General features: G+C 26.0%; 17 protein-coding genes, 1 tRNA gene and 1 pseudogene. 8 read left to right on the top strand and 11 right to left on the bottom strand.

The annotated features are described in order from the left end of the window. Window positions 1–9: 9 nt before the first annotated feature. The 4 genes and pseudogenes from thrA to H0H53_RS00670 all read right to left on the bottom strand — a co-directional run bounded on the left by thrA (window position 10) and on the right by H0H53_RS00670 (window position 4,807). A complete protein-coding gene (gene thrA, locus H0H53_RS00685; protein ID WP_185870616.1) occupies window positions 10–2,457 on the bottom strand; it encodes a bifunctional aspartate kinase/homoserine dehydrogenase I in 2,448 nt (815 codons plus the stop codon). A 128-nt stretch (window positions 2,458–2,585) separates the two neighbouring features. Further along, on the bottom strand, window positions 2,586–3,461 hold the full coding sequence (locus H0H53_RS00680; protein WP_202983701.1) for an N-acetylmuramoyl-L-alanine amidase: 876 nt from the start codon (window positions 3,459–3,461) through the stop codon (window positions 2,586–2,588). A 708-nt stretch (window positions 3,462–4,169) separates the two neighbouring features. Further along, window positions 4,170–4,251: transfer RNA gene (locus H0H53_RS00675), tRNA-Leu, on the bottom strand. Window positions 4,252–4,382: 131 nt separating this feature from the next. After that, window positions 4,383–4,807, bottom strand: a pseudogene (locus tag H0H53_RS00670) (deoxycytidylate deaminase). Between the two features lie 23 nt (window positions 4,808–4,830). Between H0H53_RS00670 and H0H53_RS00665 the strand changes: the two are divergent. Beyond that, window positions 4,831–5,619, top strand: a complete 789-nt coding sequence (locus H0H53_RS00665; RefSeq protein WP_185870615.1) for an RNA methyltransferase — start codon at window positions 4,831–4,833, stop codon at window positions 5,617–5,619. Window positions 5,620–5,662: 43 nt separating this feature from the next. Here the strand turns inward: H0H53_RS00665 and H0H53_RS00660 are convergent, their stop codons facing one another. Continuing rightward, window positions 5,663–6,157 carry a ribonuclease HI gene (locus tag H0H53_RS00660; protein ID WP_185870614.1) on the bottom strand — a complete coding sequence of 165 codons (495 nt, stop codon included), beginning with the start codon at window positions 6,155–6,157 and terminating at the stop codon, window positions 5,663–5,665. Next, window positions 6,157–6,924, bottom strand: coding sequence for a lysophospholipid acyltransferase family protein (locus H0H53_RS00655; RefSeq protein ID WP_185870613.1), 768 nt, complete (start codon window positions 6,922–6,924; stop codon window positions 6,157–6,159). The genes H0H53_RS00660 and H0H53_RS00655 overlap by 1 nt, the downstream gene beginning before the upstream one ends. Window positions 6,925–7,152: 228 nt before the next feature. On the opposite strand from H0H53_RS00655, the gene fbp reads away from it, so the two are divergent. Genes fbp through H0H53_RS03055 form a run of 3 tightly spaced genes read left to right on the top strand, consistent with a single transcriptional unit; the run spans window position 7,153 to window position 8,541 of the window. Continuing rightward, window positions 7,153–8,154, top strand: coding sequence for a class 1 fructose-bisphosphatase (gene fbp, locus H0H53_RS00650; RefSeq protein ID WP_185870612.1), 1,002 nt, complete (start codon window positions 7,153–7,155; stop codon window positions 8,152–8,154). Next, a complete protein-coding gene (locus H0H53_RS00645) occupies window positions 8,144–8,338 on the top strand; it encodes a hypothetical protein (RefSeq protein WP_185870611.1) in 195 nt (64 codons plus the stop codon). Before fbp ends, H0H53_RS00645 begins: the two co-directional genes overlap by 11 nt. A 53-nt stretch (window positions 8,339–8,391) precedes the next feature. After that, window positions 8,392–8,541: a hypothetical protein gene (locus tag H0H53_RS03055; RefSeq protein WP_238784278.1), complete on the top strand. Its 150-nt coding sequence runs from the start codon at window positions 8,392–8,394 to the stop codon at window positions 8,539–8,541. 44 nt (window positions 8,542–8,585) lie between these two features. On the opposite strand, the gene H0H53_RS00635 is transcribed toward H0H53_RS03055, so the two are convergent. Continuing rightward, window positions 8,586–9,170, bottom strand: coding sequence for a MarC family protein (locus tag H0H53_RS00635; protein ID WP_185870766.1), 585 nt, complete (start codon window positions 9,168–9,170; stop codon window positions 8,586–8,588). Window positions 9,171–9,361: 191 nt separating this feature from the next. Beyond that, window positions 9,362–10,726, bottom strand: a complete 1,365-nt coding sequence (gene pyrF / locus H0H53_RS00630; protein ID WP_185870610.1) for an orotidine-5'-phosphate decarboxylase — start codon at window positions 10,724–10,726, stop codon at window positions 9,362–9,364. A gap of 85 nt (window positions 10,727–10,811) precedes the next feature. Between pyrF and H0H53_RS00625 the strand changes: the two genes are divergently transcribed. Then, the gene (locus H0H53_RS00625; protein ID WP_185870609.1) at window positions 10,812–11,756 is read left to right on the top strand and encodes a dihydroorotate oxidase; all 945 of its coding nucleotides are present in this window, start codon (window positions 10,812–10,814) and stop codon (window positions 11,754–11,756) included. 32 nt (window positions 11,757–11,788) lie between these two features. Here the strand turns inward: H0H53_RS00625 and proS are convergent, their stop codons facing one another. Further along, a complete protein-coding gene (gene proS, locus H0H53_RS00620; protein WP_185870608.1) occupies window positions 11,789–13,282 on the bottom strand; it encodes a proline--tRNA ligase in 1,494 nt (497 codons plus the stop codon). Window positions 13,283–13,380: 98 nt separating this feature from the next. Between proS and rpmF the strand changes: the two genes are divergently transcribed. The 3 genes from rpmF (at window position 13,381) to accC (ending at window position 15,495) form a co-directional block, all read left to right on the top strand. After that, complete coding sequence (gene rpmF / locus H0H53_RS00615) at window positions 13,381–13,566, top strand: 50S ribosomal protein L32 (protein WP_185870607.1); 186 nt, start codon at window positions 13,381–13,383, stop codon at window positions 13,564–13,566. A gap of 21 nt (window positions 13,567–13,587) precedes the next feature. After that, entirely contained in the window at window positions 13,588–14,052 is a 465-nt protein-coding gene (gene accB / locus H0H53_RS00610; protein ID WP_185870606.1) for an acetyl-CoA carboxylase biotin carboxyl carrier protein, read from the top strand. Between the two features lie 72 nt (window positions 14,053–14,124). Beyond that, entirely contained in the window at window positions 14,125–15,495 is a 1,371-nt protein-coding gene (gene accC, locus H0H53_RS00605; protein WP_185870605.1) for an acetyl-CoA carboxylase biotin carboxylase subunit, read from the top strand. A gap of 36 nt (window positions 15,496–15,531) precedes the next feature. Here the strand turns inward: accC and prfA are convergent, their stop codons facing one another. Both prfA and H0H53_RS00595 read right to left on the bottom strand, forming a co-directional pair. Then, window positions 15,532–16,653: a peptide chain release factor 1 gene (prfA, locus tag H0H53_RS00600; RefSeq protein ID WP_185870604.1), complete on the bottom strand. Its 1,122-nt coding sequence runs from the start codon at window positions 16,651–16,653 to the stop codon at window positions 15,532–15,534. Between the two features lie 45 nt (window positions 16,654–16,698). Beyond that, on the bottom strand, window positions 16,699–17,073 hold the full coding sequence (locus H0H53_RS00595) for a DUF4293 family protein (RefSeq protein ID WP_238784284.1): 375 nt from the start codon (window positions 17,071–17,073) through the stop codon (window positions 16,699–16,701). Window positions 17,074–17,150: the final 77 nt, after the last annotated feature.

Raw genomic sequence — 17,150 nt, 5'->3', positions numbered from 1 at the left:
TCATAATTTTTACTTAGTCGCTTTAATAATATCAGAAAATACTCCAGATGCAGTTACTTCTGATCCAGCTCCAGCACCTTTTATAATCAGAGGTTGTTCAGAATAACGATATGTATTATATAAAACCATATTATCTTTTCCTTCCAATTGATAAAATGGGTGGTTTTGTTGAACCGATTCTAAACCTACAGAAGCAATTCTCTTTTCATAACGAGCTATGAAACGCAAGCGTTTTTTTTCTTTTTCTGCTTTTTTTCTTATATTGAAAAAATAATCTCTGTGTTGATGTAATTCTTGATAAAAATTTTCTATAGAAATTGCATTTGAGCAACTTGGAGGAAGAAATGATTGTTGTTGAATATCAAATAATTCTAAAGGGGCTCCACATTCTCTTGCTAAAATCAATATTTTTCGCATTACATCTAATCCAATCAAATCTATTCTAGGATCCGGTTCTGTATATCCTTTATGTTGTGCTTCTTTGACCACTTCTAAAAAGGATTTTTTTCCAATAAAATGATTAAAAATGAAATTTAAACTTCCAGATAATACAGCTTCTATCTTATTAATTTTATCTCCACTATTTATAAGATCATTAAGAGTGCTAATCACAGGAAGACTTGCTCCTACATTTGTTTCAAAAAAAAATGGAGCTTTAAAATGTCTAGAAAGAGTTTTTAATTTTTTATAATGATCATAATCAGAAGAACAAGCTATTTTATTACAAGTAATAACACCAATTCCATTTTTCAAGAATTTTTCATAAGTCATAGCCATTTTTTCACTCGCTGTATTATCTACAAATAAACTATTTCTTAGATTAAATTTCCATACTTTTTCCATAAAATCGGAAATATTCATTTTGTGACCATTTTTATTTAAATGATCAATATATTGACATAAATTGATTCCATTTTCGTTAAAATACATTTTTTTACTATTGGCTAATCCAATCACTCTAACTTGAAGTTTTAATTCTTCAAGTAAATAATTCTTTTGTTGGTCAATTTGTTCAAGTAATTTACTTCCTACTTTTCCAACTCCACAAATGAAAAGATTAATTTGCTTTGGAGGACTTTCAAAAAAGACTTCATGTAAAGTATTTAAAGCTTTTTTAAAATCGTATTTCTGAATAACTGCTGATATATTTTTTTCCGTAGAGCCTTGTGCTATAGCTCTAACATTAATACTATTTCTTCCTAAAGAAGAAAACATTTTTCCACTTGTTCCATGAAGATTTTTCATGTTATCTCCTACTACGGCAATAATACAAAGATCTTTTTCTATTTTTAATGGATCAATACATTTTTGATGTATTTCTTGAGCAAATTCACTATCTATTACAATTTTTGCTTTGATAATGTCCATTTCATGTATTCCTGTAGTAATTGAATGTTCTGAAGAACTTTGTGTGATAAAAATTACATTTATTTTTTCACGTGACAAAGCTTCAAATAAACGTTTGGAATAACCTGGGACCCCGACCATTCCACTTCCTTCAAGAGTTAATAAAGCTAAGTTCTGAATTCCAGAAATACCTGTAACAGGTTGACTGATATTTGTTTTTTTTCTTACATAAATTAAGGTTCCCGGATCTAAAGGAGAGAAAGTATTTTTAATTTGTATGGGAATGTGTTTTTTCATAGCAGGTTGTATCGTTGGGGGATAAATAACTTTTGCTCCAAAATGGGATAATTCCATTGCCTCCTCATAAGAAATTTCTTTAATAGGAAAAGATTGATTGACTATTTTTGGATTAGCTGTCATCATTCCACTTACATCTGTCCAAATTTCAAGTATATTGGCAGATATTGCCGCAGCTAAAATAGATGCAGTATAATCAGACCCCCCTCTTCCTAGAGTCGTTGTTTCATTTTCTAAAGTAGAACCTATGAAACCCGGTAAAACAATATATTTTGATGTTTTTTCACGAAAAAATTGAATAATATGATGATTACTAGTAATAAAATCAACTTGTGCACATCCAAATTGAGAATCGGTGATAATTAAATCTCTACTGTCTTTACAAATAGCATCTAATCCAGACTGTTTTAATTTTTCTGCAATAAGAAAAGAAGAACTAAGTTCTCCAAAACTCATTATTTTATCTAAAGAACGTTTTGAAAGTTCTTCCACTTGAAAAATTCCATCACATAAACTTTCTAAATCATTAATATTTTTTTTTATCCAACTGATTAAATAACTTTGATCAGTTATTGGAAACAACTCTCTTATAATATTAAGATGACGAATTTCTATTTCTTCTAGAATATTTTTATAAATGTTTTTCCTTTCAGAAGCTAATTGACCACATTGAATTAATTGATCGGTAATATTTCCTAATGCAGAGACAACGATAGCATACCTTCCTTTTGGTTTCTTCTCTAAGAAAGAACAAATACGTTTTATGGAATCAGAATGAGCGACGGAACTTCCCCCAAATTTTAAAACTTGCATTTTTTAGATTAATTTTTTTTTAAAAATTTTACCACCATTAAAGATAAATGAGGACACAAAAATAATGATAATTTATAGAGGAAGTGTTCTTTTTATTATGTTTTTTATTATGGAATAAACAATATATTTTATTTTTTTAAAAAAAAGTATTTTTCTATTAAATTATTTAATATAGCGATTGTTTCTTCGTCTGGTTCTCCAGAATAATTATTTGGTCTAAAATGTATTTGAAAAGCAGATAAAACTTTTTTTGTTTGAATATCAAGTTTTCCAGTTTCTTTAATTTTATATCCATATTTTTTTAGTTTTTTTTGCATAGATAAAATATTAATGTTCTTATTATGAATTCTTTTTTTTATTTTTTCAACTTTTTCTTTATCAAACCAAGCTCCAATTCCATGATTCGCTAACTTATTCCAAGGAAATAATGGACCAGGATCCATTTTTCTTCCAGGAGAAATATCAGAATGTCCAACAATAGCTGTTGGTTGAATATCATATCTATGAATAATATCATTCGCTAGATGAATCAAAATATTAATTTGATAATTTGTAAACGGAATCCATATTCGTCGTTTATGAAGCCCATTTTCATATCTATATCCTAAATAGACCATTTCAATCCCAATAGAAGTATCATTTAAATTTGTTCTATTTTGCCAATAACTCTTTCCAGCATGCCAAGCACTTAAATTTTCACTAACTAATAAAAATATTTTTCTTTCCCCATTTATAGGAGTCTCTGGAATTAGATAATGAGAACTCACTTTTTTTTCTTTTTCTGTTAAAGTCTTTATAGAGGATTCAAAATTTTCTGCAGTATAATGTAAAACTAAAAAACGAATTCTTTTATTGAAATTTTTTGAAGAATGTCTATTATCAATAATAAAAGGATAAGCTACTGCATCATAATAAGTGTAATTTTTTTTTTTGTAAAAATCTTTATTACAAGATGAAAACAGAATTATTATAAAAATGTATATGAATTTACAATTGAGATTCAATTTATAGTTCAATTATATAATAAATATAATTCTTTGAAAGAATAGAAAAAACAAAAAAAAATAATAAAAATTCTATGATTCCAGGAGAATACGATATTATTATAGATAGGATATGATATTGTTTTATCCCCTGGTAGATCTTCTTATAGAAAGAGTGGTTTCCAATTCTGTTTTTCATGAAACCAATCTTGCACTTCACTTCATTTTTATAGAAATGGAACTCTAAACTTAGATATTTCCTTCAGGAAGGTCTGTTCGTTTTGATCCAGGAGAAACAAAAGAAGTTACATTAAATTTATGGATTTTAAGGAAAAAAAAAAAAATGCGAGATGAAAATGAAAAAAATAGATAGAGAATCTTATGCAAAAATGTATGTCTCTACAAAAGGAGATAAAATCCGTTTAGTTTAGGAAATCCATATGAAATTGAAAAGGCAAATATTGGAATAAAAAATGGATTCATTGATGAAAAAAATGAAAGAAAGAAGAAAATTCAAATAATAAAAGGATGTCTATCTAAAAAAGATATGATCTTAAATGGAGAAACTACGTATTTAAAAGTGGATCCAAAAAACGAGAATGTTTCTTCTATAGATGGATTATTATTATAATAAATAGATGGAGAGAAAATTTTCTCTAATCCATAAGAGATTTTGCCGCTTTTCCAAAGATATTTTTTATTTTAATTATATTTTTTTCATAAAAAAAATACCCAGAGCGGGATTCGAACCCGCATGATAAAAATCACTGAATTTTGAGTTCAGCGCGTATACCTATTTCGCCACCTGGGTTCTTTTCAAAAAAGAAGTTAATTGGTCCATTTTTGAATAATGAAAAACTGAAAAAAAATATATTTTTTTTGTTTGAAATTCAATTCAATAAATAATCATTAAAATCAAAAAAACTGAGTTATTTTAACTCATTAAAAAATGAGTTGTTCTATAACTATTTTAGATTTTTTCAAAAAATTCAATCCATCATTTTTTGTTGTTGTATATAAATATACAACTCTTTTAATTTTAGATTGATGAATTAATTTACTACATTCTTTACAGGGAGCATGTGTTATGTATAAAGAAGCTCCTTTGCAAGATTTTGAAGAGGAGGCCATTTTTAATATGGCATTTGCTTCTGCATGTAAAACATACCATTTTGTTTCTCCGTTTTTATCTTCACATATATTATCAAATCCACTTGGAGTTCCGTTATATCCATCAGATATAATACGATGATTTTTAACTATAATAGCCCCTACTTTTTTTTTTTACAATAAGAAAATTGAGACCATACCATGGCTATGTTCATATAATCTCTATCATATTGACAAATATGATTATTATAATTCATCATATCAAATATTTTCATTAAAAATGAAAAAAATATATAGTTTACGAAATATAGCCATTAAAAATTTTATAAAAATTTATAAAACTAATTCTATGGAAACGTTCCTTGTAGAAGGAGTTAAAGAATTTGAAATGGCTGTAAAAGGGAAATACCTTCCTATAAAAATATTTATATATAAAAAAATATTTCATCAATACAATATAATTAAATCGTTTAGAAATGTTGTTTTTTTCATCAGCAAAAGAATATTTAAAAAATTAGTTTATAGAAAAAATACAGGTGGGATTGTTGCTTTATTTAAAAATCATTCTACTGAAAAAAAATTGAAAAATATGATAAAAATTCCTAATCATCCATTTATTATTATATTAGATGGAATAGAAAAACCTGGAAATTTAGGAGCTATCTTAAGAATAGCAGAGGCTGCAGGAGTTCATTTTATTATATTATGCAATATAAAAACATATATTTTTAATTCTAATGTAATTAGGTCTAGTTTAGGAAGTATTTTTACAACAAAAATTTTTATAGAAGAACCAAAATCAATTTTTTCTTGGTTAAAAGAAAAAAAAATAGAAATCGTAGTTGCAGGATTTCATCAAAAAAAATCCATCAAATTATATACAACCCAATTTTCTTCGAATTTAGCAATTATTTTAGGTTCTGAAAACAAAGGAGTATCGGATTTTTGGTTAAAAAAAGCTCATAAAATTATAACTATTCCTATGTTTGGTCATATAGATTCTTTGAATGTCAGTCATGCCATGTCTATTATTATTTATGAAGTTATTAGACAAAGAACAACTCAATAATCCTCTTCTACTAAACTACTATTAGTATGAAAAAAAACTACTACTAGTTGATATTTTTTTGTTGTTCATATACATAATCTATTTTTAGATTTTTATTTTTTGAAGCTATCACAGATAACTGATCACAATAATCATTAATATAGTGATTGTTATGAGATTTAATCCATTGAAATATAATAAAATGTTTGGAAAATATTTCCAAAAATCTAGTCCATAAATCTACATTTTTTTTTTTATAAAAATTATTTTTTTTCCATTTGGAAATCCAATTGTTTTGAATAGGATTTACTATATATTTAGAGTCTGTAAATACAATTATATCTTGTTTTTTTTTTGTAACTTTTTCTAATCCAACTATTACTGCTAAGAGTTCCATTCTGTTATTAGTAGTATATCGAAATCCTTCAGAAATCACTTTTCTATAAGAAGTTCCAACCATTTCTATAAAAATGGCATATCCACCAGGACCAGGATTTCCTTTAGAAGATCCGTCAGTGTAAATATGAATTGTTTTTTTCTTCTTATGATAAAAAATCATTATTGATTTATTTTTATTTTTTCACGTTCAAATTTTTTCAATTGATTTTTAATTAAATTGAAACATTTTTCTTTTAAAAGATTTTTATCTTTTAAAGATAAATTTTTTGTTGAAATAGAATAATGTTGTTTAATTCTTATTTTTCCAGGAGACCCTTTTATGAAAGAATAACTAGGAAATTTTGTTTTGATATCAGCTATAGTAAATGGAATAATAGATATTTTTTTTTTTATAGCAATAAAAAATGCTCCACTTTTAAAATGACCTAAAAAAATAGATGGATTAGGAACACCACCTTCTGGAAAAATACAAACACTTTTTCCAGAATCTACTTTTTCCTGTATTTTTTTAAATACTTGAATGCAACTGGATAAACTATTTCTATTGATTAATATATTACTTTTTTTATAAACAAATCCGAAAAAAGGAAGTTTGGCTAATTCTGCTTTTCCTACAAAAACTAAAGGATGATTTTTCATTAAAGAGTAAATCAACATAATATCCATAATAGAAGTATGATTACTAATAATCACGTATTGTTTATTTTTATCTAATACTTCTTCATCTTTTTCTAATACATACCATAAACCCATGAGAAACAAATTACTTCTAGCCCACATTTGGTGAAACCAATATGCGATTGGATAATATTTTTCTTTAAAAAGAAATGGAATAGATGCGCCAGCCCATAGTGGAATTAAAAAAATATTTATTATAAAAAACCATGCTCTCCATAATAATATTAATAATATTTGTATGATTTTCATCAATTAATAAGATGATAAAATTATTAAAAATATATAAAATTCATAATGTGCGATTGATTTAGTTTTTATTGACTACAAAAAATTTTGATTTTTTATCTTCTTATCAGACAGAAGAAAGAATAAGAATAAGAAAAGGAAACATAACAATTGTTTTGTTTTTTATGATTTCATACACAATATGTTGGATTTATTATTTATTTTTTTTTATTATTATTGATTTACATCATCATGTATACATTAGGAGAATTTATTATAGAAAATAGGGATAAATTTTTATATTCCACAGAGGCCTTATTACGATTATTTAGTTCTATTAAGTTAGCTTCTAAATCTATTAATAAGGAAATCAATAAAGCAGGATTGACAGAAGAGATTATAGGTAGTTCTGGTTTTACGAATATACAAGGAGAACCCCAACAAAAATTGGATCATTTTGCACATAGAGCTTTCATTGAGTCATTTAAAAGTAGAAATGTGGTTTGTGGAATAGCTTCGGAAGAAAGTAAAGATTTTATAGTTATAAAAGGAGAAAAAGAGAATATATTTCAAAATAAATATGTTGTTTTAATAGATCCACTTGATGGATCTTCTAATATAGATGTAAATATTCCGATAGGGACTATATTTTCAGTTTACATTAGAAAGACTCCTATTCAAATGGAGTTAACAATAGAAGATTTTTTGCAAAAAGGAAATAAACAAATTCTTGCAGGATATATTATTTATGGATCTTCTACAATTTTAGTATATACTACAGGAAATGGAGTCCATGGATTTACTTTGGATCCTTCTGTTGGAACTTTTTATTTATCCCATCCTAATCTTCATTTTCCTAAAAGGGAAAAAATTTATTCTATAAATGAAGGAAATTATGCTAGATTTCCTGAAGGAATTAGAAATTATATAAGATATTGTCAAGAGAAAAGGCGTCCTTATCCTTATACAGCACGATATATTGGATCTTTAGTAGGAGATTTTCATAGAAACATGATACAAGGAGGAATATACATTTATCCTAAAACAGTTCATTTTCCTTGTGGAAAATTGAGATTGCTTTACGAATGTAATCCTATAGCATTTTTAACAGAACAAGCTGGTGGAAAAGCATCTGATGGGAAAAAACGTATTTTAGATATAAAACCAATCAATTTACATCAGAGAACCCCGTTTATTTGTGGTCCGGTAGAAATGGTATCTAAATTAGAAGAATTTATTAAGAATGAAAAATAAAAAAGATGTGTATTATACAACAATAATTAAATACGGTCAGTATTTTTCAGAATTTCCTATTTCCGCTTTTGTGCTTTTATCTGATGAAAAAAAAACGAATTTTAAAGGAATAAAAAAAATAAATTTAATTGGAACTTTAGTTAAAAAAAAAAGTTTAAAAAAGCTGTTCATAGAAATAGAATAAAACGTTTATTAAGAGCTTCATTTTTTTTAAACAAATCTATTTTAGAAAGGAAAATGGAATATATCCATATCAATAAAATTTATCAGATTCTTTTTGTTTATATAGGAATTTTTTTACCAAAATTTCAAGATATAAATCAATCTATAAAAAAAATATTTTATGAAATACTAGAAGAAAAAATGACAGAAACAGAATTGAAATAATAATAATCTTCTACTTTATTTTTTTTTATTAGATCATTATTTTATTATAATCCTTGTTGTTGGAATAATTGACCTGCATTAGCTCCAAAAATTTTTACGGCAAATGCCAATAAAATAATTCCAAATATTTTTTTTAACACATCCAAACCGTTATTTCCTATTTTTTTTGCTATAAAATCACATCTATCTATCACAAAATAAACGACTATCATGTTGAGAATAAGAGATAAAAGAATGATATAGACATTATAAGTTGTTCTTAATGAAATTAAAGTAGTTAAAGATCCTGGTCCAGCTATCAGTGGAAAAGCTATTGGAACAATGGAAGTTTGTGCGTTTTCTGTTACTTTATGAATATCTATTCCTAATATCATTTCTAATCCTATTAGAAACAATACGATAGATCCTGCAACAGAAAAGGAGTTAATATCAACTCCAATAATTTTTAGCATAGGTTGTCCTAAGAATAAAAAAGATAAAAAAATTACAAGAGAAGTCACTATTACTTTTTTAGTTTCTATGATGTTTCCTTTGGATTTGAATCCCATAATAATAGGAGCATTTCCTAGTATATCTATAATGCTAAAAAGAATCATAAAACAACTGATTAATGAATTGATCCATTCCATATTCAAAATTTATTCAAAAATTTTTTTTTCACTCAATTTATAACATGAGAGTTTTTTTTGATGATAAAGATAAAAAAAATACAAAGTTCTATCTATACAACAAATTAAACAAAAATACAATCAGTATCATTAATTTTTTCTCAAAAAAAAACTTTGATGTATTTTTTTTAATTGAATAATATCTGTTTTTTTTAAAGTCCTTTTTCATAAGCTTTCCATCCTGCATTTCTATATTTTTCTGCTGCTATTTTTGGATTATTTGATTGATAAATTGCTTTTCCAACTATGATAAAATCGCTTTTATTTTTCTCAAAAGCTTGGTTAGGATGAATGTATATATTTCCTTTATTATTTTTTTTTGATTCAGAAAAATGGATTCCAGGAGTAAACAATAATAATCGATCATCGACTTTTCTTTGCGCCACAGTTCCAATTACTTTTGTATTTTTTAAAGAAATATTTAATGCTTTTCTGATATAATTATCATCAAATAATCTTCCATAAGAAGACATTTCAGATACAGTAATTAATCCCATATTAGAAGGAACATTCAAATTTTGTATACTTGCACTTCCCGCAATGACATGTACAGTAATAATATCCGCCCATGAAGAAATTTTGTGTATCCCATGATGTAGTTGAAGGGAATTTGTTGGACCAACGTCACAGAATTTTCTATCTTCAAATAATAAAAATTTCTTTTCTATAGAAATCTTTTTAAGAGATGTTATGAATGAAAGAGAAAAATCATTAATAATATCTACATGAAGTTTCAATCCACAAATTTTATCTCCAATAGAATTTACCAATTTTAAAATGTGTGTCGTATAGATTAAATCTGCTGAAACGATTAAATTAGTTTTTTTTTTTAATGTTATATCAAGAAGTTTTTTTCCTATAGGATGAGAAATTTTTTCTTTTTTTTCTTCATAAGAAATACGTTTTTCTTGGAAGTTTTTAAAATTATTTTTTTGAAAAAATTGAATGATATGTATTTCTTTTTTTTTTAAAAGATGTTTTTTCTCTAGCATTTTTAAAACTTCTCCGATACAAAACAGAGTTCGTATGTGATATCCTTTTTTTTTTATATTTTCGATTCCACCTTGTTCACGATCAAGAATAGATAGAATATTTTTTATGATCAATCCTTCTTTTTCAATATCTATGATAGTTTTTAATAAACTATCTCCACTAGTAATCACATCTTCTATAAGAAGACAATTTTGTCCTTTTTTGTAAATACCTTCTATCATTCGTTTTGTTCCATAACCTTTATTTTCTTTTCTTTTAATGATCAAAGGAATATTTGATCTTAACGATAAAGTAGTTGCTATAGGTAAAGCGGCATATGGAACTCCACAAATTAGTTCAAATGTATGATATGGGACTTCATGAAGAAGTAAATCAGATAATTTAATCAATAAATCTGGTCTAGAAGCAATTGGACGAAAATCGATATATATAGGAGAAATTATTCCACTTTTTAAAGTAAAATCACCAAACTTAATAATTCCTAAATTGTAAATTTTTAAAAAAAACTGTTCTTTTTCTTCCATAGCATCATAAAAAACCTGTATTTGTAAAGTTAAAAATTTTATCCTTTTGGAATTCGTATATTTATTAACAATTTCTATTTAGAATATGAAAAAAATAGATATTTCTTCTAATATTAATGGAATCAAACTCACCTCTTGCATTATGAACGCATCAGGGGTTCTTTGTTGTACGGAAAAAGAACTTTCTGAAATTATGATGAGTTCTTCTGGAGCAGTGGTCACAAAAAGCTGTACAATGATTCCAAGAGAAGGAAATTTGGAACCAAGATATTTTAAATGGAATATGGGGAGTATTAATTCTATGGGATTACCAAATCTTGGTATAGATTTTTATTTAAATTTTTTAGAAAAAAAAAAACCTAAAAAACCTTTTTTTTTGTCTATATCAGGACTTTCTATAGAAGAAAATTATCAACTTATCCGTAAAGCAAATCTTTCTCCAAATATTAATGCGATAGAATTAAACTTATCTTGTCCAAATCTTATTGAAAAAAAAGATCAAGGATTATTAGGATATGATTTTTATAAAACTTCTGATTTTCTAGATAATTTATTTAAATTTTATAAAAAACCTTTAGGAGTCAAATTACCTCCTTATTTTGAAGATTTTCATATAAAAAAAATGGCTTTTATTTTAAATCAATTCCCTATTTGTTTTGTGACTTGCATTAATAGTTTACCAAATGGTCTTTTTATTGATATAAATCATGAAACAACAGTCATCCATCCAAAAAAAGGATTTGGAGGAATAGGAGGAAGTATTATAAAACCATTTGCATTAGCTAATATTCGTAAGTTTTACATTTATCTTAGAAAAGATATTTCTATAATTGGATGTGGGGGTATTTGTTCCGGAAAAGATGTTTTTGAACATATCTTATGTGGAGCTTCTGCTGTTCAAGTAGGAACACAGTTTTTTCAAGAAGGGATTCAAGTGTTTGATAGACTGAAAAAAGAATTTATTTCCATTTTACGAAAAAAAAACTATTTTTCTATAGAAAATTTCAAAGGGCAATTAAACGTGATTTAATTTATTCATATTATTCATACTACTACAAAAGTTTAGTAAGATTTTGCAAAAATCACACGTTGATTAGAAGTTTTTCCAGAATAAATACATTTTCCTGTTTCTTTCACATTCACATTGTTTTGAATGTGAATTGGAATGCAACGTATAGTTGCTTCTGTTTCTTCTTGAATTTTTTTCACTGTATTTATTGTTCCATCCCAATGAGCGAGAATAAAACCTCCAGTTTCATTGATTTTTTTTTTAAAATCATCATAATGATCTAATGTTAGAGTCCCTTTATTTGTTCTTTGTAAAGCTTTTTGATAAATATTATTTTGTATTTTTTCAAGGAGTTCTGGAATAAATTTTTTTAAACAATTCCAAGAAACATCCATTTTTTCGTATGTATCTCTTCTAAAAACTTCTGCTTTTTCATGTTTTATTTCATATGATCCAATACTAATTCTTATGGGAATTCCTTTCATTTCGTATTCATTAAATTTCCAACCAGGAGTAAAAATATCTCTGTCATCATATTGAACACTGATTCCTTGTTTTTCAAGTATATTTTTAATTTTTTCTGTAATTTCACTAATTTGATTTAATTCTTTTCTGTTTTTGTAGATAGGAATTATAACAGTTTGAATAGGAGCTATTTTTGGAGGAATAACTAACCCACGATCGTCAGAATGCGACATAATTAATCCTCCTATTAATCTTGTAGAAATTCCCCAAGATGTGGACCACACATGTTCTTTTTTTCCATTAATATTGGTAAATTTAACATCAAAAGCTTTTGAGAAGTTTTGACCAAGAAAATGAGAAGTTCCTATTTGCAAAGCTTTTCCATCTTGCATAAGAGCTTCAAGACAATATGTGGTTTCAGATCCAGAAAATTTGTCCATATAGGGTTTAACCCCTTGTAAAACAGGAATAGCCATAAAATTTTCTAAAAAACGGGTGTAAATATTTAATATTTTTTTCGTTTCTTCTATCGCTTCATTTTTAGTAGAATGAGCTGTATGTCCTTCTTGCCATAAAAATTCAGAAGTTCTTAAAAATAAACGAGTTCGCATTTCCCATCTAACAGCATTTCCCCATTGATTTAAAAGAATCGGAAGATCTCTATAAGATTGAATCCAACGTTTATAAGTTTTCCATATAATACTTTCAGAAGTAGGTCGTATAATTAATTCCTCTTGTAATTTAGATTGTGGATCTATCACCAATTCTTTTTTATTTTTTTCTTTTTTTATCAATTTGCAATGCGTAACTACTGCACATTCTTTGGAAAAACTTTTAATATGTTGTTTTTCTTTTGAAAAAAAAGATTTAGGAATTAGTAAAGGAAAATAAACATTTTTATGTCCTGTTTCTTTAAACATTTTATCTAATTTTGTTTTTATGATTTCCCATATAGAAATCCCATATGGTTTAATAATCATAAAACCACGAACTCCGGAAAATTCTGCTAACCCAGATTTAATGACAATTTCATTATACCATTTAGAATAATCCTTATTCCGTTTAGTGAATTGACGAATCATAAAAAAATAAAAAGTTCATACAAAAAATAAAGATAAAAAAATTATTTTTGGCATTATAGAGAATAAAATTTTAATTTTTAAAAAAAATAATAAATCACATGGCACATCCTAAAAGAAGACAATCTAAATCTAGAAAAAATAAAAGAAGGACTCATTTGAAAATAAAAGAACCTTTATTAATAAAATGTTCTTTAACCAAAGAAAAACATTTATATCATCATGCTTATTGGAATAATGACGATGAACTTTGTTATAGAGGAAAAATTTTATTCAAAAAAAAATAATCCATTTGATTGGGTTTTCTTATGAATTTAAAAGATATTCAATCCCTTATAGAATTTATTTCTGGATCTGACATTCATGAAATCAAAATACAAATAGGAAATACTAAAATTCAGGTAAAAAATCAAAAAAAATTTTTGAATCCAATCTCATCTTTAAATGAGAAAAATAAAATTCATCCTTCTATTTCTGATTTTTCAGATAGATTTTATAATAATAAAAAAAATCAAAAGGAATCAGATGAGTATTTAACAATTAAATCTCCTATGATTGGAACATTTTATCGTAAACCTCATCCAGATCAAGAGACTTTTGTTAAAATAGGGGATAAAATCAAAAAAGGAACAAAAGTTTGTGTTATAGAAGCAATGAAATTATTCAATGAGATAGAATCTGAAGTAGATGGGGAAATCGTTAAAATTCTTGTTGAAAACGCTTCTCCAGTTGATTATGATCAACCTTTATTTCTATTAAATCCTCTATTATAGTTAAGTTAGTAGTATAACAATTGTTGAATTTTCATTTCATAAAATACAAAAAACAATTTTTGTTTAAAAATTATGTTTAAAAAAATATTAATTGCTAATAGAGGAGAAATAGCTTTACGTATTCTACGAACAGCTAAAGAAATGGGAATAAAAACGGTAGCTGTTTATTCTACAGCAGATAAAAAGAGTCTTCATGTTTATTTTGCGGATGAAGCAGTATGTATAGGGCCTCCTTCTCCATATCAATCGTATTTAAATGTTCCAAATTTAATATCTGCAGCTGAAATCACAAATGCAGATGCTATTCATCCTGGATATGGATTTTTATCTGAAAATCCATATTTTTCATCTATGTGCAAAAAACATGGAATCAAGTTTATAGGGCCACTTCCCAATCATATGATTCAAATAGGAAACAAAATTTCAGCTAAAAATACTATGAAAAAAGCTGGAATTTCTTGTTTACCTGGATCTGATTCTTTTTTTGATGAATCTTCTTCTTATAAGGAAATAGAAAATACTGCAGAAAAAATAGGATATCCCATTATAATTAAATCTGTTTCTGGAGGTGGAGGAAAAGGAATACGATCTGTTTTAGATAAAAATTGTTTAAAAAATTCTTGGGAAAAAGCTAAACAAGAGTCTTTAGCATGTTTTGGAAAAAAGGAAATGTATATAGAAAAATTAATTTTTAATCCAAGACATATAGAAATACAAATAATTGGAGATCAATATGGAAAAATATGTCATTTATCCGAAAGAGATTGTTCTATTCAAAGAAGAAATCAAAAACTTGTGGAAGAAGCCCCTTCTCCATTTTTAACTCCATCTTTAAGAAAAAAAATGGGAGAAACAGCCGTAAAAGCAGCTGAATTTATTCATTATGAAGGAGTAGGAACTGTAGAATTTTTAGTAGATAAAAATAAGAATTTTTATTTTATGGAGATGAATCCTAGAATTCAAGTAGAACATCCTATAACGGAAGAAATAACAGGGTTAGATCTTATACAAGAACAAATTTTTTTAGCTAGTGGAAAAAAACTTTCTGGAAAGAATTATTACCCAAAAATGCATTCAATAGAATGTAGAATTAATGCAGAAGAACCTGATAAAAATTTTCGTTCCATGCCCGGAAAAATAACTCAAATGCATTTTCCAGGAGGAAGAGGAGTCCGTATAGATACACATATTTATGCTGGATACAGGGTTACACATTATTATGATTCTATGATTGCAAAAATTATTACTACAGCAAAAACTAGAAAAGAAACTATTGAAAAAATGCGTCGTTCATTAGATGAATTTATTATCGAAGGAATTCGTACGACCATTCCTTTTCATAAACAGATCATGCAAAATGATGATTTTTTGAAAGGAGAATATCATACAAATTTTTTAGATACATTTACATTTCATTTTTATAATTCTAAAAAATCTAATTAGATTTATTTTATAAAAAATCTGTAAACATAGAATCAATCATTTATGAATTTTATTATTTTCATCTAAATCTAATTTTAAAAGATCAATCATTTTTTGAATATTTCCGTTCATAAATCCGACAAGATCATAAATAGATTTATGAATTCTATGATCTGTCACTCTATTTTTAGGATAATTGTAAGTTCGTATTTTTACAGAACGGTCTCCTGTAGAAACCAAACATTTTCTTTTTATGGATCGTTCTTTTAATTTTTTTTCCTTTTCATTTTGGTAAATACGTGATCGTAAAACATTCATTGCTTTTTCAAAGTTTTTATGTTGTGAACGTCCTTCTTGACATTCTACTGTTATTTTACTTGGAATATGAGTCAGTCTGACAGCAGATTCTGTTTTATTAACATGTTGACCTCCAGCTCCACTAGATCGAAATGTTTCTTTTTTTATATCAGAACAATTGAGATTGACATCTATATCTTCTACTTCAGGTAAAACTGCCACTGTAATAGCAGATGTATGAACTCTTCCTTGAGATTCTGTTTTTGGAATTCTTTGTACTCTATGGACTCCAGATTCAAATTTTAGATTTCCATAAACTTCTTTTCTTTCATTTTTCCCCCTGACATCTAAGATAATTTCTTTATATCCTTTATTAGTACTTCCTTTATGAGCATGTATAATTTCATATTTCCAACCTACTTGTTTGAAATAAAGAACGTACATTCGTAATATATCTTCTACAAAAAGACATGCTTCATCTCCTCCTGTTCCGGAACGTAATTCTACAATTGCATTTCTATAATCTTCTGTTTTTTTTTCTTCTGTATCTGTAGTAGAAGAAGAAAAAATAGGAAAAAGAATATCTTGCGATTTCTTTTCAAGAAAAGATAAATCTTCTAAAATTTTATGTTTTTCTAAATAAGCCATTTCCTTCATTTCAGGATCAGAGTCGGTCTCTAAAATAGAATTTGCTTCTTGAAGAGAAATTAACTTTTCTTTGTAACTATTATAAATATTAACTATTTTTTCCAGTTTTTTATACTTTTTTAATAATATTTTATATTGATTAGATAATATGTTGGTATGCATAATAGAATTTGAAATTTCATGAAATTCTTTTTCAAAAACTTCAAACTTTTTAATCAATGAAGTTTTTTTCATTTTTATTTTATTATTGTTTCAAGTTCTTCTCTTCTCTTCAATTATTTATCTTATTCTATTTATAGAATTAATTAACTTTATATCTTTTTTTATGGATCTATTAGAAAAATAGAAAATACATACAGAAAATAAGATAAGAAAAAGATTCGTTTTTCTGAAAACAAGAAAGGATTTATGATAAAATGAAAAAAAAAGAATCAATATAAAAGTAGCACTATTGAAAACTATATTTATAGAGTTAAGAACTATTTGTAGTTTTCTCATCTTAAAAGAGAGAAAACTACAAATAGATAAAATTAAACATACAATTAAAAAAATAAAAATAACTTTATCAATAAATGAATATGGATATTGAATTTCTTTTTTCTGTTGTAAAGAAGGATAAAAATGTAAAGAAAAAGAAGAAATCAATATAGACATAAGTAAATAAATAGTTTGTATTCTATATAACATAAAATATAATTTTAATTAATAATTTTTGAAGTTCAAATTAATAT

The organism is Blattabacterium cuenoti, assembly GCF_014251955.1.
GTDB lineage: Bacteria > Bacteroidota > Bacteroidia > Flavobacteriales > Blattabacteriaceae > Blattabacterium > Blattabacterium cuenoti_L.
Note: the sequence above shows the minus strand (reverse complement) of the source record. Positions and strands in the feature narration are given on the sequence as shown.